Source organism: Caballeronia sp. LZ033 (genome assembly GCF_031451265.1).
In the GTDB taxonomy this organism is placed as follows: domain Bacteria; phylum Pseudomonadota; class Gammaproteobacteria; order Burkholderiales; family Burkholderiaceae; genus Caballeronia.
On sequence record NZ_JARUXQ010000001.1, the window covers coordinates 2714290 to 2734682 of the forward strand.

General features: G+C 65.0%; 19 protein-coding genes and 2 pseudogenes. 6 read left to right on the forward strand and 15 right to left on the reverse strand.

The window, feature by feature from the left end:
• Positions 1-12: 12 nt before the first annotated feature.
• From lptE to QCE62_RS12730, 6 genes are all read right to left on the reverse strand, one after another.
• Complete coding sequence (gene lptE, locus QCE62_RS12705; RefSeq protein ID WP_309918381.1) at positions 13-591, reverse strand: LPS assembly lipoprotein LptE; 579 nt, start codon at positions 589-591, stop codon at positions 13-15.
• A 31-nt stretch (positions 592-622) separates the two neighbouring features.
• Positions 623-3217, reverse strand: coding sequence for a leucine--tRNA ligase (gene leuS / locus QCE62_RS12710; protein ID WP_309918384.1), 2595 nt, complete (start codon positions 3215-3217; stop codon positions 623-625).
• 224 nt (positions 3218-3441) lie between these two features.
• Complete coding sequence (locus QCE62_RS12715; protein WP_309918387.1) at positions 3442-3870, reverse strand: biopolymer transporter ExbD; 429 nt, start codon at positions 3868-3870, stop codon at positions 3442-3444.
• Positions 3852-4544: a MotA/TolQ/ExbB proton channel family protein gene (locus QCE62_RS12720; protein WP_309809748.1), complete on the reverse strand. Its 693-nt coding sequence runs from the start codon at positions 4542-4544 to the stop codon at positions 3852-3854. Before QCE62_RS12720 ends, QCE62_RS12715 begins: the two co-directional genes overlap by 19 nt.
• 15 nt (positions 4545-4559) lie before the next feature.
• Positions 4560-5357, reverse strand: coding sequence for a 4-hydroxy-tetrahydrodipicolinate reductase (gene dapB / locus QCE62_RS12725; RefSeq protein WP_309918390.1), 798 nt, complete (start codon positions 5355-5357; stop codon positions 4560-4562).
• A gap of 105 nt (positions 5358-5462) precedes the next feature.
• The gene (locus QCE62_RS12730; protein WP_309918392.1) at positions 5463-6269 is read right to left on the reverse strand and encodes an outer membrane protein assembly factor BamE; all 807 of its coding nucleotides are present in this window, start codon (positions 6267-6269) and stop codon (positions 5463-5465) included.
• A gap of 189 nt (positions 6270-6458) precedes the next feature.
• On the opposite strand from QCE62_RS12730, the gene fur reads away from it, so the two are divergent.
• Positions 6459-6887, forward strand: a complete 429-nt coding sequence (gene fur / locus QCE62_RS12735; RefSeq protein WP_309809755.1) for a ferric iron uptake transcriptional regulator — start codon at positions 6459-6461, stop codon at positions 6885-6887.
• Positions 6888-7026: 139 nt separating this feature from the next.
• Here fur and QCE62_RS12740 read toward each other — a convergent pair whose 3' ends face one another.
• From QCE62_RS12740 to QCE62_RS12750, 3 genes are read right to left on the reverse strand one after another with little or no spacing between them, the layout of a single operon-like run.
• Positions 7027-7536 (reverse strand): ureidoglycolate lyase, encoded by a 510-nt coding sequence (locus QCE62_RS12740; RefSeq protein ID WP_309918395.1) that lies wholly within the window; start codon positions 7534-7536, stop codon positions 7027-7029.
• Positions 7533-8543, reverse strand: coding sequence for an allantoicase (alc, locus tag QCE62_RS12745; protein ID WP_309918398.1), 1011 nt, complete (start codon positions 8541-8543; stop codon positions 7533-7535). The genes QCE62_RS12740 and alc overlap by 4 nt, the downstream gene beginning before the upstream one ends.
• 39 nt (positions 8544-8582) lie before the next feature.
• A complete protein-coding gene (locus QCE62_RS12750; RefSeq protein ID WP_309918401.1) occupies positions 8583-9902 on the reverse strand; it encodes a C4-dicarboxylate transporter DctA in 1320 nt (439 codons plus the stop codon).
• Between the two features lie 239 nt (positions 9903-10141).
• Between QCE62_RS12750 and QCE62_RS12755 the strand changes: the two genes are divergently transcribed.
• Both QCE62_RS12755 and QCE62_RS12760 read left to right on the forward strand, forming a co-directional pair.
• On the forward strand, positions 10142-10834 hold the full coding sequence (locus QCE62_RS12755) for an FCD domain-containing protein (protein ID WP_309918404.1): 693 nt from the start codon (positions 10142-10144) through the stop codon (positions 10832-10834).
• A 113-nt stretch (positions 10835-10947) separates the two neighbouring features.
• Positions 10948-11337 (forward strand): hypothetical protein, encoded by a 390-nt coding sequence (locus QCE62_RS12760; RefSeq protein WP_309918407.1) that lies wholly within the window; start codon positions 10948-10950, stop codon positions 11335-11337.
• A gap of 97 nt (positions 11338-11434) precedes the next feature.
• Here the strand turns inward: QCE62_RS12760 and gap are convergent, their stop codons facing one another.
• The gene (gene gap, locus QCE62_RS12765; RefSeq protein WP_309833325.1) at positions 11435-12445 is read right to left on the reverse strand and encodes a type I glyceraldehyde-3-phosphate dehydrogenase; all 1011 of its coding nucleotides are present in this window, start codon (positions 12443-12445) and stop codon (positions 11435-11437) included.
• A gap of 53 nt (positions 12446-12498) precedes the next feature.
• Positions 12499-14517, reverse strand: coding sequence for a transketolase (tkt, locus tag QCE62_RS12770; protein WP_404987316.1), 2019 nt, complete (start codon positions 14515-14517; stop codon positions 12499-12501).
• A 499-nt stretch (positions 14518-15016) separates the two neighbouring features.
• Here tkt and QCE62_RS12775 point away from each other — a divergent pair, with 499 nt between their 5' ends.
• Both QCE62_RS12775 and QCE62_RS12780 read left to right on the forward strand, forming a co-directional pair.
• The gene (locus QCE62_RS12775) at positions 15017-15430 is read left to right on the forward strand and encodes a VOC family protein (RefSeq protein ID WP_309809771.1); all 414 of its coding nucleotides are present in this window, start codon (positions 15017-15019) and stop codon (positions 15428-15430) included.
• Positions 15431-15485: 55 nt separating this feature from the next.
• Positions 15486-16223 (forward strand): 16S rRNA (uracil(1498)-N(3))-methyltransferase, encoded by a 738-nt coding sequence (locus QCE62_RS12780; protein WP_309918413.1) that lies wholly within the window; start codon positions 15486-15488, stop codon positions 16221-16223.
• Between the two features lie 93 nt (positions 16224-16316).
• On the opposite strand, the pseudogene QCE62_RS12785 reads toward QCE62_RS12780, so the two are convergent.
• The 3 genes and pseudogenes from QCE62_RS12785 to QCE62_RS12790 all read right to left on the reverse strand — a co-directional run.
• Positions 16317-16709, reverse strand: a pseudogene (locus QCE62_RS12785) (barstar family protein); the annotation flags it as partial.
• A 74-nt stretch (positions 16710-16783) separates the two neighbouring features.
• Positions 16784-16892: pseudogene (locus QCE62_RS35275) on the reverse strand (barnase inhibitor); the annotation flags it as partial.
• A 15-nt stretch (positions 16893-16907) separates the two neighbouring features.
• Positions 16908-17399: a ribonuclease gene (locus QCE62_RS12790; protein WP_309918419.1), complete on the reverse strand. Its 492-nt coding sequence runs from the start codon at positions 17397-17399 to the stop codon at positions 16908-16910.
• A gap of 592 nt (positions 17400-17991) precedes the next feature.
• On the opposite strand from QCE62_RS12790, the gene QCE62_RS12795 reads away from it, so the two are divergent.
• Entirely contained in the window at positions 17992-19635 is a 1644-nt protein-coding gene (locus tag QCE62_RS12795) for a tetratricopeptide repeat protein (RefSeq protein ID WP_309918422.1), read from the forward strand.
• Positions 19636-19687: 52 nt separating this feature from the next.
• Here the strand turns inward: QCE62_RS12795 and QCE62_RS12800 are convergent, their stop codons facing one another.
• Entirely contained in the window at positions 19688-20392 is a 705-nt protein-coding gene (locus QCE62_RS12800) for an OmpA family protein (RefSeq protein WP_309918425.1), read from the reverse strand.
• Position 20393 lies beyond the last annotated feature (1 nt).

A 20393-nucleotide genomic window follows, 5' to 3' on the forward strand; every position in this document is an offset into this window, starting at 1 on the left:
GGTCGCTGGCGTTCAAAGCGGCGGCACCGGCAGCGGCGCGCGCGGCGCGACGCCCGGGGTCTGCTCGCCCGGCGCCGGATGCAGCGAGCGCACCGTGGCGAGCCGACGCGTCAGTTGATCCACGGCGTCGTTGCGCATGTCGGTGTAAAGCAGCGTCGATTCCTGCGACTTGGCGAGCGTGTACTGGTCGCTGTAGGTCATCGAGCGGTTCAGCGCGATCACGCTCGGCGGAATCAGCAAGGTGCCGTCCGCGCCGACCAGCGTGTAATTCAGGCTGTAGACGAGCTCGTATTCCTGCACGACGCCCTGCGAGTTCAGGCTGAGCGTGCGCATGCCCTGGCCTTCCGTCAGGCGCAGCGTGGCGTCCGGCTTCTCGTACGCCTTGACCACCACCGTATCGCTGCCGCCCTGGATCATGCGCTCGAGGCGTCCGACCATCTGCGGCGCGCCGCCGCTGATGGCGAGCCGCTTGAACGCATAGTCCTGCTGTCCGCGCAGCTGGAAGCCGCACGCGGACAGCACGGCCGCGCCGCCCAGGAGCGCGAGGAACGAACGCCTGCTGACGCCTTTTTCGAAGGCTTTTCCGGTCACATCGACTCCTTGGTTTTGGGCATCGGACGCATTACACGACCACGTTGACGAGACGCCCCGGCACCACGATCACCTTCTTCGGCGTGCGGCCTTCGGAGAACTTCCCGAACATGTCATGCGCGACCGCCGCCTGCTCGATGGCGTCGCGCGAGGCGTCCTTCGCGACGGTCAGCGCGCCGCGCACCTTGCCGTTGATCTGCAGCACGAGTTCGATTTCCGCCTGTTCGAGCGCGGCTTCGTCGACCTTCGGCCAGGGTGCGTCGAGCAGCGGGCCGAAAGTATCGGCATAACCGAGTTCCGACCACAACTGGAAGGTCGCGTGCGGCACCACCGGATACAGCACCCGCAGCAGCACGCCGAAGGTCTCGTTCAGCACGCCCTCGCCCGCCTGCTTCGCGCCTTCGAGCGCGTTGAGCATCTTCATCGCGGCGGACACGACCGTGTTGTACTGCAGGCGGCCATAGTCGAAATCGGCCTGCTTGAGCACGGTGTAGATCTCGCGGCGCAGTGCGCGGTCGGCGTCGCCGAGCTTCGCCGCGTCGAGCTTGCCATGCTGGCGCAGCGCGGCGGCGTTGTCGTGCCCGAAGTGCCACACGCGGCGCAGGAAGCGGCTCGCGCCTTCCACGCCCGCGCCCGACCATTCGAGCGACTGCTCCGGCGGCGCCGCGAACATCACGAACAGGCGCGCGGTGTCCGCGCCGTACTGGTCGATCAGCGTCTGCGGATCGACGCCGTTGTTCTTCGACTTCGACATCTTCTCGACGCCGCCCAGCACGACCGGCTGGCCGTCGGCATTGAGCGTCGCGCCCGTGGGACGGCCCTTGTCGTCGTGCGCGACCGTGACGTCGAGCGGGTTGTACCAGGTCTTCTTGCCGGCCGCGTCCTCGCGATAGAAGGTCTCGTTCAGCACCATGCCCTGCGTGAGCAGGTTCTTCGCGGGCTCGCCGAACTTCACCAGCCCCATGTCGCGCATGACCTTGGCCCAGAAGCGCGAATACAGCAGGTGCAGGATCGCGTGCTCGATCCCGCCGATGTACTGGTCCATCGGCATCCAGTAGTCGGTGCGTTCGTCGACCATGCTCGTGGCGTCCGGCGCCGCGTAGCGCGAGAAGTACCACGACGAATCGACGAAGGTGTCCATCGTGTCGGTTTCGCGCTTCGCAGCGGCGCCGCAGGTCGGGCAGGCGCAGTTCAGGAACGCTTCCGACTTCGCCAGCGGATTGCCCGAGCCGTCCGGCACGAGGTCTTCCGGCAGCACGACCGGCAGGTCCTTTTCGGGCACCGGCACGTCGCCGCACTTGGGGCAATGGATGATCGGGATCGGCGTGCCCCAGTAGCGCTGGCGCGAGATGCCCCAGTCGCGCAGGCGCCAGGTGATCTGCTTGTCGCCGAGGTCTTTCGCCTTCAGGTCGGCGGCGATCGCGTCGATGGCCTCCGCCGTGGTCAGGCCATCGTACTTGCCGCTGTTGATGAGCTTGCCCGCGGTCTTGTCGCCGTACCATTCTTCCCAGGCGTCGGTCGAATAGGTCTTGCCTTCGACATCGATCACCTGGTTGATCGGCAGGCTGTATTTCTTCGCGAAGGCGAAGTCGCGCTCGTCGTGCGACGGCACGCCCATCACCGCGCCTTCGCCGTAGGACATCAGCACGTAGTTGCCGATCCACACTTCGACCTGCGCGCCCGTCAGCGGATGCGTGACGAAGAAGCCCGTGGGCACGCCCTTCTTTTCCATGGTGGCAACATCGGCTTCCGCCACGCCGCCGCGCTTGCATTCGTCGATGAACGCCTGCAGTTCCGCGTTGTCGCGCGCGAGACGCGTGGCAAGCGGATGCTCCGCCGCGACCGCCGCGAAGGTGACGCCCATGATGGTGTCGGCGCGCGTGGTGAAGACGCGCAGCAGCTTCGCTTCGCCGTCGATCTCATACGGGAAGCCGAAGTTCACGCCGAAGCTCTTGCCGATCCAGTTCTGCTGCATGATCTTGACCCGCTCGGGCCAGCCGAGGCCTTCGAGGTCGTCGAGCAGTTGATCCGCGTAATCGGTGATGCGCAGGTAGTACATCGGGATTTCGCGCTTTTCCACCAGCGCGCCCGAGCGCCAGCCGCGCCCGTCGATGACCTGCTCGTTGGCGAGCACGGTCTGGTCGACCGGATCCCAGTTCACAGTGCCGGTCTTCTTGTAGGCGATGCCCTTTTCCAGCATCTTGAGGAACAGCCACTGGTTCCACTTGTAGTACTCGGGCGAGCACGTGGCGACTTCGCGCGACCAGTCGATGGCGAGACCCATCGACTGCATCTGCTTCTTCATGTACGCGATGTTCTCGTACGTCCACTTCGCCGGCGGCACGCCGTTGGCCATCGCGGCGTTCTCGGCGGGCATGCCGAACGCGTCCCAGCCCATCGGCATCAGCGTGTTGTAGCCGTTCATGCGCAGGTAACGGTACATCACGTCGTTGATGGTGTAGTTGCGCACGTGACCCATGTGCAGCTTGCCGGACGGATACGGCAGCATCGAGACGCAGTAAAACTTGGGCTTGGCCGACGTCTCGGTCGTCCGGTAGACGTCGTTCGCACGCCAGGTGGTCTGCGCGGCGGATTCGACGTCGGCGGGTACGTATTTATCGTGCATGGTGTGGTGGCTTTACGCTAAGGCTGGGAACGGACCTCGGAACCCGCCGCTCTCGTGATGGCAAACGGCTGATCCTGGCGCCGCGGGGTCACGGGGTCTCGTGTGCCGGACCGGCGCGGCGTCGAATGTCGGCCCGCCGGCGGAGGCAATCCGCGCAAAAACGGGCAAATCGCGATTATACCGTTCGATGCGGCGCGTCAGGCGCATGCACGCGCCGCGCGAACTCAACGCGCCGACTGCTGCGCCGGCTGTGTCACGAAGCCGATCCGCTCGATCCCCGCCTGCTGCGCCGCGCCCATCACCTGCGCGATGACGTCGTAGCGCGTCGCGCTGGAGGCACGCAGATGCAGTTCCGGCTTCTGCGCCGCGCGGCCCGCCTCGACGAAGCGCGCGCGCATCTGCTCCACGCCGATGAGCGTGTCGTTCCAGTAGAGCTTGCCGGTGTCGTCGATGGACAGCGTGATGGTCTGCGGCGTCTCGCGCGCCGGCTGGGACGAGACCTTCGGCAGGTCGAGGCGGATGGCGTGCGTGAACAGCGGCGCCGTGATGATGAAGATGACGAGCAGCACGAGCATGACGTCGATGAGCGGCGTCATGTTGATCTCGGCCATCGGCTGGCCGTTCGCGTGCTTGTCTAGTCCGCCGAAGGCCATGTGCGCTCCGTGTCCGCCGTGCCGCACACGAACGCGTGCAGGTCGTGAGCGAAGCCGTCGAGTTCCTCGGAAATCTGCCGCACGTAGCGGCCGAGCACGTTGTAGGCGAGCACGGCGGGAATCGCGACGACCAGACCGAAGGCCGTCATGATGAGCGCCTCGCCGACCGGCCCCGCGACGTTCTCGATCATCGCCTGCCCGCTCGACGCAATGCTGGACAGCGCGTGGTAGATGCCCCAGACGGTGCCGAGCAGGCCGACGAACGGCGCCGTGCTGCCCACGGACGCCAGCAGCACCTGGCCGAATTCGAGACGGCGTTGGGAGCTCAGCATCGCCTGGCGCAGCGCCCGCAGCACGCGCTCATTGCGTTCGACCCGCGACAGCAGTGCGCCCGGCATGTCCGCCTCGGACGCGCGCCAGGCGGCCTCGGCGAGCGGCAGGAAGACGCGTTCGCGATCGGCGCGCCGCAACGCGCCGATGCCGTCCTTGAGCGTCGCCGACTGCCAGAAGCGTTGCAGCGCGCGCGGACCCTGCCATTTGGCGCGCGCAAGGATCCACGCCTTCATGAGCAGGAAGCACCAGCTGGCGAGGGACATCGCGAGCAGCAGGCTGGCGACCGCGTGCGTGACGGCGTCGCCGGATTGCAGATAGTGGATGACGCCCGTGGCGGCCATGGTCGCGCGGCGGTATCAGCGCAGGCCGAGCACGTCCTGCATGTCGAAGAAGCCCTTGTCGTGGCTTTGCAGGAAACGCGCGGCGCGCAGCGCGCCTTGTGCATAGGAGAGACGGCTGGACGACTTGTGCGTGATCTCGATGCGCTCGCCGATGCCCGCGAACAGCACGGTGTGATCGCCGACGATGTCGCCACCGCGAATCGCGGAGAAGCCGATGGTCGACGGATCGCGTTCGCCCGTCACGCCTTCGCGGGCGTACACGGCGCAGTCCTTCAGGTCGCGGCCGAGGGCCTTCGCGATGACTTCGCCCATGCCGAGCGCGGTGCCCGAGGGCGCGTCCACCTTGTGGCGATGATGCGCCTCGATGATCTCGATGTCGTAGCCGGTCGCGAAATGCTGCGCGGCGAATTCGAGCAGCTTCATCGTGACATTCACGCCGACGCTCATGTTCGGCGCGAACACGATGCCGATCTTCTCGCCGGCCTCCTTCAACTGCGTCTTCTGCTCGTCCGAAAAACCGGTCGTGCCGATGATCAGCTTCACGTTGTGGCGCAGCGCCGCTTCCAGGTGAACGAGGGTGCCTTCGGGGCGCGTGAAGTCGATCAGGGTGTCGGCGTCGGCGAACACGCGCTCGATGTCGTCGGTCAGCAGCACGCCGGTCGTCTTGCCGAGGAACGCGCCCGCGTCCTGTCCGAGCTGCGGCACGCCGGGCCGGTCGAGTGCGCCGACGAGCTGGGCGTCGGGATCGTTGAGAACGGTTTCGATCAGCATCCGGCCCATGCGGCCCGATGCGCCGGCGATGGCGATCTTCATGGCAATCTCGTTTGATGAACCGCGCCCGGCGCGCGGCCGGGGCGTGGTGGTTCAGTGCGATGTTTCAGCAAGGCGGCCCGGCACTCGAGTCCGGACCGACTGACTCTACTGCGGCATCGTGAACTGCGTCTGGCCGCTGCCGCTTCCGGCCGGCGCGGGCGACGTACTCGCCGGACCGACCGCGCTGCTGTCGGGAATCTGGATCGGCTGCGGCTTGCGCTGGAGCTGGATCTGCGAGTTGCTGCCCGAGGCGCCGCCCGCACCCGGCGCGCCGCCCGCGCTCGTCGGCGCGCTGCTGAATGCCGAAGAACGTTGACGACCCGCAGGCATTTCGACTTGCGCCGTCGCGCGGTTGGCGGCTTGCGCGGCCTGCTGGTTGGCGTCGCCGGCAAAGGCATTCGACGCGTTGGGCTGCGTGGACGGCTCGCCTGCCGGCGCCGTAACGGTCACGCCCGACGCGGCCGAAGCCGCCGATGCCGGAGCCGCCGCAGCGCCAGGCGCCGTCTTGGCAACCTTGACGCCCTTGTCGCCGTCGATTTCGGCGAGCAGTTCGAGGTTTGACGGCAGGTTTTCACCGCCCGACCAGCTCACCACGCGGTCGCTCGCGAAGTTGACGACGAAGTCGCGTTGCTGCACGACGGCGGTGGATCCGCGCTTGAAGTAGAAGACGTAGTCCCAGCGGTCCGCGTGGAACATGTCGATGAGCAGCGGCGTGCCCAGCAGTTGCTTCACCTGATCGCGCGACATGCCGACCTGCATCTGCGCGGCGGCTTCCGCCGAAACGAAATTGCCTTGCACGACCGTGATCCGATACGGTGTGATGCTTTGCGCGATCTTCTGCGTGACGCTGTCGTACGCCGAGCAGCCGGCGAGCAATGCGGCCAAGGTTGCTGCGATCACGGTTCCCCGCATGCGACGGCTCTCCCTGCTATTCGATAAAGATTGAAAAAACATTTCACCTTTCACGCGAGGCGCTTGAAGTCCGCGCCCGCTTCGTCCGACGAGCCCGCAAGCATACGCGACGCAAGCACGCGGGATGTCGGGAATCGGAAAAACGCATTACTATGAGAACCTTGAATTGTACTCTAGGGATGCCTAGCCATGACCAATCCCGCCGATCTCAAAAATATCGGGCTCAAGGCGACCCTGCCCCGCCTCAAGATTCTCGAGATTTTCCAGCACAGCCCGGTGCGCCATCTGACCGCTGAAGACGTGTATCGAAACCTGCTCAACGAAGAGCTGGATATCGGTCTCGCCACGGTGTATCGCGTGCTCACGCAGTTCGAGCAAGCCGGCCTGCTGTCGCGAAGCAATTTCGAATCGGGCAAGGCCGTATTCGAGCTGAACGAAGGATCGCACCACGATCACCTCGTCTGCATCGACTGCGGCCGCGTCGAGGAGTTCTTCGACGCGGAGATCGAACGCCGCCAGCAATCGATCGCCAAGGAACGCGGCTTCAAGCTCCACGAGCATGCGCTCGCGCTGTACGGCGCATGCACGAAGGAAAACTGCCCGCACCGCAAGCATTGAGCGTCGCGCGCCGCTGATCGAGCGGCGCCGGATGCAAAAAGCCGCCGTTCATCTCTCCGATGGACGGCGGTTTTACTTCGCCTGTACGTTTCGCGATCTGCTTATGCGAGCGATTCGCAACTGCATTTCGCAGTCGACATCACGCGGCGCGCGCGGCCGGTTCGATCAGCGTGCAGTGCTCGGGCAAGTCGAGTTCGTCGCAGTTCGGCTGGTCGCCGCCGCGATCCACCACGATGAAATCGCCTTCCCGGTCCAGCACGATCAACGGGTGATGCCACACGCCGCGCGCATAGTTCACGCCTTGCCAGCCGCGCGCATGGAACGCGCGCAACGCGCTTGCATCGAACTCGCCCGCCGGCGCCACCACCACGAGATAGCGCACGTCGGCGAGCGGCACGAACGCCTGGCTGCCGAGCGGATGACGCTCCATCATCGAGATGACGACCGGTTGCGGACGCGGCTGCCCGCGAAACAGGTTGATGAGTGGACGCCCGCCGTTCTCGAAGCCGATGTCCACCCGCGCGAGATCGTGAAAGCGTTCGGTCGTGCCGGCGTTGATCGGGAAATGGCGCGCGCCTTCCAGTTCGATGACATCGCCGAACGGTGCGAAAGCTTCGCGCGTGAGCGGTTCCAGCGTCAGCGTTTTCATTCGATTGCCCCAAAGATCCGCAGCCGCGACACGCCGCCGTCCGGATAGATGTTGAAGCGTACGTGCGTCACCGGGCCGAGCGCGGCGAGTTCGTGCTCGAAGCGATGCACGCTGTCCATCGAGAGCTTCTGCTCGTCGAGCAGCACCGGCCAGAACATTGCCTGCGTGACGAGCGATTCATCCGTGCCGCCGACGACGCGCGCCGCCTGCAACGAACAGCGGTCCGGATAGTTGCCCTTGAAGTGCGCGGTGTCGACTTCGATCGCGCGGATCACGCCGGGATGCGCGAGCGCGACGATCGCCCAGTCGTTGCCGGGCTCGCGCCGGCGCCGCGTTTCCCAGCCGTCGCCCATGTTGACGCCGCGTCCGGGCATCAGCATCTGCGACGCAGGACCGAAATGCTGGTTGTTCGCCGCGATCAGCGAAGCGCCGTTCTCGAGCGCCGCGAGATCGAGCAGCGTGCCGCGTTCGACGCGCGCAAAATCCGTCTTCGGCTGGCCGTACACCCGCAGCCGCGCGATGCCGCCGTCCGGATAGATGTTCACGCGCAGATGCGTGTAGGCGCGGCTGTCGGCGATGTCGAGATAGTGGTGATGATCACCCTTGAGGGTCGTCGACGGCACGATCTCGCGCCAGTCGCCGTCTTCCTGCGGATTCGGGCTGTTGCTCACGCAGGCGTCGATGGACGCCGCAGGCGGAAAGTTGCCGGTGAAGTGACTCGTATCGATGTCGATGCCGTGAATCACGCCCGCGCGCGCGAGCTTGACGATGCAATAGTCGTAACCCGTCGTGCGCTTGCGGCGCGTCTCCCAGCCGTCCATCCACTTGCCGTGTTCGTCGTACTTGCCGGGGATGAACACCGCGGGCTGCGGCTCCAGCATGCGCGACTTCGGCGCGAAGAATTCATCGCTGGCGAAGAGCGCCTGCGCGCCCAGGCGCGGATCAGCCAGATTCATGTAGCGGCGGGCGAATGCGGGAGCGTCGGCGGGGAGAAGCGGATTGGCCATGTCGAATTCCTTCGGTTGCGTTTGCGTTTGCGTGAATGTTCAGACTGCATGAGCGGGTTCGTTGCCGTGCGCCGCGTCCGGCGCGGCGGGCACGAAGCGATAGTCGGCGTCCTGGTCGAGTACGCGCTTCGCACGCACCCGGTCGATGTCGTTTTCCCACACCGCGACGACCACGGTCGCGACGCAGTTGCCGATCAGGTTCGTCACCGCCCGCGCAATGCCGACGAACCAGTCCACCGGCAGGATCAGCACGAGCCCGAGCACGGGGATCGCGGGAATGGCGGAGAGCGTCGCCGCGAGAATCACGATGGCCGAGCCCGGAATGCCGTGCGCGCCCTTTGACGTCACCAGCGAGACCAGCACGACCACGATCAGATCGTGCAGCGACAGCGGCGTGTTGGTGGCCTGCGCAATGAAGATGACCGCGAGCGTCAGGTAGATCGAGAAGCCATCGAGGTTGAACGAGTAACCGGTCGGGATCACCAGACCGACCGTGGAATCCTTCACGCCCATCCATTCGAGCTTGCGCATGATCTGCGGCAGCACCGCATCCGAGGACGCCGTGCCGAGCACGATCGACAGTTCCTCACGCAGATAGCGCACGAGCTTGAAGATGGAGAAGCCCGCGAGCCGCATCACCACCGCGAGCACCACGAACACGAACAGGAAACAGCTGGCATAGAACACCATCACCAGCAGTCCCAGTTGCTTGAGCGACGCGACGCCGTACTGACCGGTCGTGAACGCGATCGCGCCGAGCACGCCGAGCGGCGCGAGCTTGATGATGAACGCCATGATGCGGAAGAACACGGACGAGAGTTCGTCGATGAACACCGTCACGCGCTGCGCCTTGTTGCCGAGCATCGAGAGGGCCGAGCCGAACAGGACCGCGAACACCAGCACTTGCAGGATGTCGCCTTTCGCGAAGGCGTCGACGGCGGTGTCGGGAATGATCTTCAGCAGGAAGCCCGCCGTGTCCTTGAGACTCTTCGCGTGCTCGGTGTAGGTGGAGAGCGCGGAAGCATCGAGCGTATGCAGGTCGATGTTCATGCCGACGCCCGGCCGCGTGATCCACGCGAGAATCGCGCCGATCACCAGCGCCAGCGTGGTCATGATCTCGAAGTAGACCACCGCCTTCAGCCCGACGCGCCCGACCTTCTTTAGATCGCCTGCGCTTGCCATGCCGCTTACCACGACACAGAACACGATCGGCCCGATGACCATCTTGATCAGCTTCAGGAAGCCGTCGCCCAGCGGCCGCAGCGACTGGCCGAAATGCGGAAACAGCGCGCCGATCACGATACCGATGACCAGCGCGATCATCACCCTGCCGAACAGCGAATTCAGAAATCTCGACACGACCATCTCCTCGTGTAATGTCTCACCTCCGGAGCAACTGTTCCGACTGGTCGGACCAGTGCTGTGATGGAGAATATTAGAAAGCCGATATAGCGGCGTCAAGGAAGCATTGATAACGGTTTACCCTGTGAAGAAGCGGCACGGAAATGGCCATGGAAAGGTCGACGAACGGTCGTTCACACGCGCCGGCGGGAGGCGCATACAATGGCGGTCAGACCGGCCAAAGCACCCACTTCCCCATGAAAAACGTTCCGCACACCGTCACCGACGCGGCCATCGCGACCATCCGCGAGCGCATCGAATCGAGCGTGTATCCGGTAGGCAGTCTGCTGCCGGCGCAGCGGCAGTTATCGGAAGAACTGGCGATCAGCCGGGCCTCGCTGCGCGAAGCGCTCTCCACGCTCGAAGCGCTCGGCATGCTGCATATTCGCCCCGGCAAGGGCGTGTATGTCAGCAGCACGCAGGCGAGCAATGCGCATCCGTGGCGTTTCGCGGATCAGGCGTCGCTGCCGGACACCTATCAGATGCGTTTCGCGCTGGAAGGCTTTGTCGCGCGTCTGGCGGCGCATTCCATCGGCGATGCGGACGTCGACTGGCTCGACGACAACCTCGCGTCCCTGCATGGCGCGCTGACGGAAGCGGCGCTGGAAGAAGCCGCGCAGCTGGACTTCGCGTTCCATATGCGCATCGTGAGTCTCGCGGGCAACGCGGCCATCGAATCGATCCTGCGCGGCAGCGCCGACATCATGAAGGAGAGCCAGCGCCTGCCCTTCTATCGGCGGGAACTGGTGCTGTCCACGTACCACGAACACGCGGCGATCATCGAAGCGCTCAAGGCACGCGACGGCGAAGCGGCCGGCGAGGCGATCGAAGGACATATCGTCAATGCGGCGCAGCGGGCGGGCGTGCATTTTCCGGTGCCGAAACGATAGCGCGCCGGCACTTCTCCGGCGCTTCGCGGTCTCAGCAAGGGCCGCACGCGCCAAAGTTTTCCATGCGCTTGCGCTGCCCTGCAATTGACTGAATACCAACGGGAGCAGCGTCGATGGACATGCAACAACTCGCTTCAGAATTTCTCGCGTCGGAACACGGCGCACAAGCCACCCAGGCGCTCGCCGACCAGGGCTTCAGCACGGAAGACAGCCAGCAGATTCTCGGCACGGCGGCTGAAACGGCCCATGCCCACGTGGAGGAGCAGCACGAAGGCCTGCTGGGCGATCATCCCGGCAAGAGCTTCTTCGCGGCGTTTGCGTCGGGACTGGTGCGCGGCGACGGCTTCTTCAAGTCGATGGAGGAAGGCGGTGAAGGCGTGCTGACAGGACGCATCGCCGAATCGATTGCGGCGCGCATGGGCATGGACCCGGGCACGGCATCGACGGTCGCGGCAGCGGCCACGCCCTATGTCATCTCTTTCCTGCGCGAAAAGCTCGGCTGAACCCACGCAACACGCAACACGCAGTCGAAAAAAAGCCGCTCCGAGGAGCGGCTTTTGCATGCCTGAAGCTGAAACTGAGACTGAAACGCAGTGCAGCTTACTTGGCGTTGGCGAGCGCCACGGCCGTGTCCAGCATGCGGTTCGAGAAGCCCCACTCGTTGTCATACCAGCTCGACACCTTCACGAGACGGCCCGACACCTTCGTGAGCGTCGCATCGAAGCTCGACGAAGCCGGGTTGTGGTTGAAGTCGATCGAGACCAGCGGTGCGTCGTTGTAGCCGAGAATGCCCTTCAGCTCACCTTCCGCCGCGTCCTTCATGATCTTGTTGACTTCTTCCACCGTCGTGTCGCGCGCAGCGATGAACGACAGATCCACCACCGAGACGTTGATCGTCGGGACGCGGATGGCATAGCCGTCCAGCTTGCCGTTCAGTTCCGGCAGCACGAGGCCGACCGCCGAAGCCGCGCCCGTCTTCGTCGGGATCTGGCTGTGCGTGGCCGAGCGCGCGCGGCGCAGGTCTTCGTGATACACGTCCGTCAGAACCTGGTCGTTCGTGTAGGCGTGGATCGTGGTCATCAGGCCGTTCACCAGGCCAATCTTGTCGTTCAGCGGCTTGACGAGCGGCGCGAGGCAGTTGGTCGTGCACGACGCGTTCGAGATGACCGTGTCCGATGCCTTCAGCACATTGTGGTTGACGCCGTACACGATGGTCGCGTCGACGTCCTTGCCGCCCGGCGCCGAGATGATGACCTTCTTCGCGCCGCCCTTGATGTGCGCGCTGGCCTTTTCCTTCGTCGTGAAGAAGCCCGTGCACTCGAACACCACGTCGACCTTCAGCTCGCCCCACGGCAGTTCGGCCGGGTTGCGGTTGGCCAGCACGCGGATCTTGTCGCCGTTGACGACGAGGTAGTCGCCGTCCACCGAGACTTCGCCCGGGAACTTGCCGTGCGCCGTGTCGTATTGCGTCAGGTGGGCGTTGGTCTTCGCATCGCCCAGATCGTTGATCGCGACGATCTCGATGTCATGCTTCTTGCCGTTCTCGTAGAACGCGCGCAGCGTGTTGCGGCCGATGCGGCCGTAGCCGTTGATTGCAACGCGAATCGTCATGGTCTATCTCCTGATGGTAAAAAAACCTTGTCCGCTGGTGGAAGCACGCGCGTTCACGCCGCGAGCACGTCCTTCGCCGTCTTGACGACGTTCTCCACCGTGAAGCCGAAGTGCTTGAACAGCGCGCCGGCCGGGGCCGATTCGCCGAACGTGTCGATGCCGACCACGCCGCCTTCCAGGCCCACGTACTTGCGCCAGAAATCCGTCACGCCCGCTTCGATCGCCACGCGCGCCACGCCCTTCGGCAACACGCGTTCGCGATACTCGGCGTCCTGCTTGTCGAAGACGTTCGTGCAGGGCATGGACACGACGCGCGCGCCGATGCCTTCCTTCGCCAGCGCCTCGACCGCTTCCATGGCGAGCTGCACTTCCGAGCCGGTGGCCATGAGGATGATCTTGCGCGCGGGGATGTCGTCGTTCCAGTCGCGCAGCACGTAGCCGCCCTTCGCGATGTTCGCGATCTGGATGTCGTTGCGCGGCGAATACTGCAGGTTCTGGCGGCTGAAGATCAGCGTCGACGGACCGTGATGCGCGATGGCATGCGTCCACGCAACCGCCGTCTCGACGGTGTCCGCCGGACGCCAGGTCTGCAGGTTCGGAATCAGGCGCAGGCTGGAGACGTGTTCGACGGACTGGTGCGTCGGGCCGTCTTCGCCGAGGCCGATGGAGTCATGCGTGAACACGAAGATGGAACGCGACTTCATCAGCGCGGCGACGCGCAGCGCGTTGCGGCTGTAGTCCGAGAACGTCAGGAAGGTGCCGCCGAACGGACGATAGCCGCCATGCAGCGCGATGCCGTTGATGGCCGCGCTCATGCCGAACTCGCGCACGCCGTAGTTGATGTGGTTGCCCCATTGGATGCCCGCGTGATCCGGGTTGGCGTTCTCCTGATCGCCCGCCGCGCGGACCGCCTTCGAGGCCTTCCAGTTGGTGAGGTTCGAGCCGGTCAGGTCGGCGGAGCCGCCGAGCAGTTCCGGCAGCGCGGCCGCGAGACCTTCGATGGTGTTCTGCGAGGCCTTGCGGGTTGCAATGGTCTCGCCCTTCTGGTTCGCGTCCTCGATGATCTTCGCCGCGGCTTCCGCCCAGTTGGCCGGCAGTTCGCCGCTCATGCGACGCGTGAACTCGGCGGCTTCGGCGGCGTACTTCGCGCGGTAGGCGTCGAACGCCTTGTTCCATTCGGTTTCCGCGTGCTTGCCCTGCTCCTTCGCGTCCCACGCGGCATACACGTCCTGCGGGATCTCGAACGGACCGTAGTTCCAGCCGATGGCCGCGCGCGTCGCCGCGATTTCCTTGTCGCCGAGCGGCGCGCCGTGTGCGTCGTGGCCGCCCGCCTTGGTCGGCGCGCCCTTGCCGATCACCGTGCGGCAGCAGATCAGCGTGGGCTTGTCCGACTTCTTCGCGGCCGCGATGGCGGCGTCGACGGCATCGACGTCATGACCGTCCACCGCGCGGATCACGTTCCAGCCGTAGGACTCGAAGCGCTTCGGGGTGTCGTCGTGGAACCAGTGCTCGACGTGGCCGTCGATGGAAATGCCGTTGTCGTCGTACAGCGCGATCAGCTTGTTCAGCTTCAGCGTTCCGGCCAGCGAGCAGGCTTCGTGCGAAATGCCTTCCATCAGGCAGCCGTCGCCGAGGAAGACGTAGGTGTGGTGATCGACGATCTTCGCGTCCGCCTTGTTGAACTCGGCGGCGAGCAGCGCCTCGGCCAGCGCCATGCCGACCGCGTTGCCGACGCCCTGGCCGAGCGGGCCGGTGGTCGTCTCGACGCCCGGCGTCATGCCCACTTCGGGGTGGCCCGGCGTCTTCGAATGCAACTGGCGGAAATTCTTCAGTTCGGCGAGCGGCAGGTCGTAGCCGGTGAGGTGCAGGAGCGAGTACAGCAGCATCGAGCCGTGACCGTTCGAGAGCACGAAACGGTCGCGGTCGAACCAGTGCGGATTCACCGGATTGTGCTTCAGATGGCGCGACCACAGCGCGACGCCGATTTCGGCCATGCCCATCGGCATGCCGGGGTGGCCGGAATTGGCTTGTTGAACGGCGTCCATGGCGAGCGCGCGGATTGCGTTGGCCATGTTTTTGGCCACAGGGGCGGTCTGGCTGGAAGTCGGGGTCGTCATGTCGAGTCTGGGCAGGTCCTGGAAAGATCCGCAGTGCTTCTCTGGCTGGATGTCTCACTCGCGCCGGACCCGCGGCACACAACGTTTTCAGGACCGGAACGACGAGAAACGACGAGGATCGGGAGGCCGTCATTCTAACAGACCGGTCCGTCCGCCGAGCGGCCATGGGAGCCGCGGACCCGGCGCGAACCCGCTTGTGCGGCCGCGGGCATGTTCCATGCAAAACACGGTCCGCGCGTTGCGTTCCTGAGCGTCGTCGTCACCACGCACGGGTAAAGACCCCGCGACATTACACGCTCCGGCGCGCACGCAACGGACGTTCATCAGGCGAAATCCGTCCGGCGCGGCGCATGACTGCCCGTCGTCGCCCGGTTTCCCGCGGCCGATTGATCGTACGGCTTCATGGCAGAATGTCTTACCACCCGCAGCAGCAAGGCTTCAAGGAGTGTTTCCGATGACCGACCCTCGCCCGGCCGACGTGCCCTGGCTGACTCCGTATCTCACGGTGCGCGACGCGCGCGTGAGCATCGCGTTCTATGAAAAGGCGCTGGGCTTCACCGTGCGCGACAGCGTGAACGACGACGGCACGATCATCCACGTGGAGATGATGTATCGCGGGCAGTTGATCGTGATGTTCGCGCCCGAGGGCGCGTACGGTTCGCAGGCGCGCACGCCGAAGACCGCGGGACACATGGCGCCGCAGTCGTTCTATCTGTATGTGGACGACGTCGACGCCACCTTTCAGCTGGCGCTCGCCGTCGGCGCGAAGCCGCTGATCGAGCCGCAGGACCAGTTCTGGGGCGACCGTTTCGCGCAATTCGAGGATCCGGACGGCTACCGCTGGGCCATTGCTCGCCATCTGGGCTGAGCCTCTCCAGGCATTTCCACTATCCGCGGGCGCACCGGTCCGCGATCGACCCTCCATGCCACGTTTTCATGTCGACGGCCCGCTCTCGCCGGGCCAAACCTTCTCGCTCCCCGACGCCGTCGTGCGCCACGTCCACGTGCTGCGCCTCCAGACGGGCGACGTCATTACCCTGTTCGACGGCGCCGGCGGCGAATATCGGGCCGAACTGGTCGATATCGCCAAGCGCGCGGCGCTCGCGCGCATCGACGAACATCGCGACCGCGAAGCCGAACCGCCCTATCGCGTGATCCTTGCGCAAGGCATCGCGGGCGGCGACAAGATGGACTGGCTCATCGAGAAGGCCGTGGAACTAGGCGTCGCGGGCATTGCGCCGCTGACGGCCGAGCGCGGCGTCGTGCGTCTCGCCGGCGAGCGGGCGCTGCGGCGTCAGGCGCACTGGCAGGCGCTGACGCGCGCGGCCTGCGAGCAGTGCGGCCGGAATCGTGTGCCGGAAGTCGCTCCGCCGCGCGATCTCGACGTTTGGCTCGCCGATCTCCCCGTCGCAACCGAAGGTGAACTGCGCCTGCTGCTGTCGCCGCGCGCCGAAGTGAGCTTCGCTGCGCTGCCCGTCGAACCGCCGAATGGCGCGGTTACGCTGCTGATCGGCCCGGAAGCGGGCTTCTCACCTGCGGAAGAGCAGACGATTGTCGATGCCGGCTTCGCAACGCTCGGGCTCGGCCCGCGCGTGCTGCGCACCGAGACGGCCGGGATCGCGGTACTCGCGGCGCTGGCGGCGCGCTGGGGCGGCTGGTGAAGCGCGGGCTGCGTCCACATAAGCAATCAGCCCGATGAACGCGGCGCGCTCATCGGGCTGACTGGCTGAGGACGGACAGAAACCGCAGCGGACTTACACGAAGGAGTAGAAGACGCGGAACGCCACCTTGCGCTCGGCCCAGAATTCAGCGGCGTCGCGGAAGACATCGAGCAGCACTTCGCGCCCTTCCTTGTCGAACTTCTGCGCGATGGGAAGCTGCTCCAGCACGATCACGAACCCAGGCTGCGAACCCGCCTTGTGGACGAGCTCGGTCAGCGAATCATAGAGTGCGTCGTAATTCTTGCCGAAGTGCTTCGGAAACAGGAACGACGTGGCGATCGTTTCCAGTATTTCCTGCTTGCTCTGTGCCTGGCCGAGGTACGCGTAGAGAAAATGCTGGCCGAGGCGATTGGCCTCGTCGGCCAGATCCTGCACGCGAAACGCGCGGATGGACTGGACGATGTTCGGCCGCACCGTGGCGAACATCGCTTCCGCATCTTCTTCATGCAGGTGAGGCGCATGGGACTCGTCGGGACTGGTCTCGTCGCCGGGTCTGTTGTCGTGTTCTGTCATGCGTAGCCGCAATACTCGCTGGAACAGGTTGCCATCGCCGGTGGCGAAAAGATCACTCGCGACGCTGTGATCGTGCGCGTAGATGCTGTCGCTCATGCCGTTAATCCCTGGTTAATCCGTAATGCGTTTGAAACTGGTGTAGTGATCGTCCGTGTAGAAGCACTCGCCGATCTGCCTGCGTGGTCCGCCACATACGATGCGGCGCGCGCCGCGGTCCCTCGCGCGCGGGGTGGGAACCGTGTATTCGTGGTAGTAGCCACGCGGATGCCGGGGAAGCACACGCTCGCGATTGCCGAACACGACGCCGTCCATCTCGTAAGGGAACGGCCCGCCCGCCTCGATGAGCCGCAGGGTGGTGGCCGCCTGCTTCGGCAACTGAGCGATCCGGACGGTGGCCAGGCCGTCCTGACCTGACGCGGCCGGCCCACTTTGCCCGCTCGGCCCGACTGGCTGTGCCTGGCGAACCGCTTCCGCCGGCTGAACCGGCGCCGGGGTAGCGGACGCGACCGGTTCCTGGGAATGGCTGCGCGGCTCGTCCTTGCCGCACCCGACGAGAACGATGCTCAAGCCGAGCAAGCAGGAAAAAGCCCAGACGCGCCTCACGAAACGATTGTCCCCGCGTTGAACCGAGATCTGGCGACCATTAAAGGTGTAAGGGTATCGCTAATAACAGGGCGAATCAATGTTCGCTCCGAAATCAGAAATTTTTCCCGGAAAAGCGGACATCGGGCGCTTCGACAAGTTTGAGCTTCGGCCGCAATTTAGCCTTATTCTGAGTGAAATTTATCTTCGACGAGATAATAATCAATGCCTGTGGGACTCGAGACCTCTGGACAAGCCGCCTCACTTGTCGCCAGTCTCCCGGCACGCGCTCGGCCGACAGTCTTGCATTTTTGGTGAAAGACAGCCTCGCATTTCGCCTGGGCGTGCCGCGCTTCCTTTGCGGCACGCCTTTTTTTTGGTCGTGCGCATCCCTTTCCCCTTCCCGCAGCCCTTGCGATACACCCCACCTGACTGTTGCGTTATTTGACCGTGTTTGACATTTAGCGCGCACCACGTCCGGGATAATTTCACCCGACGCGCTTCCACTGACGCGCCCGACCCGGCGAACGGTCTCGCCAGCCTCACGCCACGCAACTCCCGATCTACACTGAACGCAGTGAAACCCTGCGCGGCCACCGTCCTGCATAGCCCAATGACTGCATCGAATCGCCATTCGCCAGCCAGCACGGTCGAAGTCTTCCAGGCTTTCCTGCGCAACGCGCTGAGCGCGCAACAGCGGAACGAATCCATCGTCCGCGACACCTGGCTTGACGCCGCGCGACACCTGTTTCCCATCGACGGCGCGTCCGTCGGCGGGCTGCTTCAGCGGCTGGCCGCGGAGCAACGGCTCGCCGATGCGGAAGCCATCGCGCGCACGCTCGCGCAACTCGAGCCCCACAGCGCGCTCACGCAGTTCAATCTGGGGCTGGCGCTGCAGTTCGCGAACCGCCACGACGAAGCGATTGCGCCGTATCGCGACGCACTGGCCATCGATCCCGACCTGCACAGCCTGCGCAACAACCTCGCCGCCGCGTTGCTCGACCGGGATCCGGCGTCGTCGGAAGCGGCCCGGCTGCTCGAAGCCGCGCTCGCGCACGATGCGCGCGATGCCAACCTGTGGGTCAATCTCGCGAAAGTACGTCTGGCGCGCTTCGACCTCCCGGGCTCGCTCGCGGCGAGCGAACAGTCCGTCAGGCTGGCGCCGGACGATCCGGTCGTCGTCAGCAATCACGGACAGAAGCTGCGCGAAGCCCAGCGCTGGGACGACGCCGAGCACTACGCCACCCGGGCGCTGCAGCTCGCCCCCGAGAACGCCGGGAATCGCTCGAACCTGGGCATGCTGCACCTCTTGCGCGGGAACTACGCCGCCGGATGGCCGGAACACGAGGCCCGCTGGGACGGCTCGAAGGAACTGGCCGGCAAACGGCCGGTGTTCGCCGGGCCCGCATGGACCGGCCAGCCGCTCGCGGGCAAGACGCTGCTGCTCTGGGGCGAGCAAGGGATGGGCGATCTGCTTCAGTTCTGCCGCTACGTGCCGCTGCTCGCCGAGCGTGTGCATCGCGAGGGCGGCCGGCTCGTGTGGAACTCCTTTCCGCAGATGGCCTGGTTGATCGGTCGCACGCTGGCCCGCTTCGTCGACGACTTCACCCTGGGCGGCGGGCTGGAGTCGTTGCCGCCCTTCGACTATGAAGTGTCGATGGTCACGCTCCCGTTCGTCTTCGATACCCGCGAGGACACGATTCCATCGCAGGTGCCTTATTTGCAGGCCGATCCGGCAGCCGTCGATGGCTGGCGCGCGCGCCTTGCGGGAGAAACGCGTCTGAAGGTCGGGCTGACCTGGACCGGCAGCCGCACGCACCAGCGCAATCCGTTTCGTCGCGTGGGACTGGAACGGCATGAAGCGTATCTGCGCGACCTCGACAACGTCGCGTTCTATTCATTGCAGCCCGATGCCGCCGCGGACGTCGCCGCCGCGCGTTCCGCCGGGTTCGACATCGCCGATCATACGGGCGAGTTGAAGAGCTTTGACGACACGGCGGCGTTCATCGGCGCGCTCGATCTCGTGATTTCGGTCTGCACGTCGGTGGCGCATCTGAGCGGCGCGCTGGGACAGCGCACGTGGGTGCTGCTCGACGTCAATCCGCATTGGGTCTGGCTGCTCGATCGCCCGGACAGTCCCTGGTATCCGACTGCCACGCTGTATCGGCAAAACCGGTTCGCAGAGTGGAAACCGGTGTTCGAACGGCTCCGCCATGACCTCGAGACGCTCGCGGCCCAGCGTGTCGAAGTCTGCTGAGCATGCCTGGCGACACGGCGCGTGAGGCATGCCCGGCCTTGCACGATCATGTTCAGTCCGCGTGAGCCTCGACGCCGGTCGCCTCGATCACGACGCGTCGATTCTGCGCCCGTCCTTCGGCGGTCGCGTTGGATGCCACCGGCGACATGGGGCCAAACCCCCGTACGTCGTAGGCCTCGGCGCGCATGCCGTGCGCCGTCAGATAGCCCTGCACCGACCGCGCCCGCGCTTCCGACAAACTTTCATTGGCCGCCAGGGTGCCCGTCGAATCGGTATAGCCCGCGATGTTCAAGCGCTTGACGCGGTTATTCCGGTTCGCCTCGATGAAAGCATCCAGCTTGGCTCGCGCGCTTGCGTCGAGCTGCGCGCTGTTTGTGTCGAAGTTCGCGCCAGACAGTTCGGTCAAGCTCGTTTTCTGAACGGGACTGACCGCGGCGACGGGCTCGCGCAATGGAGCCGGCCGCCTGGCCGCATCGTCGCACATGAAGGTCAGATCGCGCGGATCGTTCTTCCCCTTGCCATCGCTCGACAAGGCGTCAACGGACTCGACCAGGAGGACCTTCTCGCCCTTGCAAATCTGCTGCGCGTGCCTTGCGCATGTTTCGCTGCTTCCGAACAGCCCCTCACACTGGACTCGCCAGGCTTGCTCGCCTGAGCTCAGTGTCACCAGTTCGGTGTTGGTCATCGGTGAGGAATAGCTCGTGCAGCCTGCAAAAACGGCCGCGACCAGCCCTACCAGTAGAAGTTGAATGTTCATG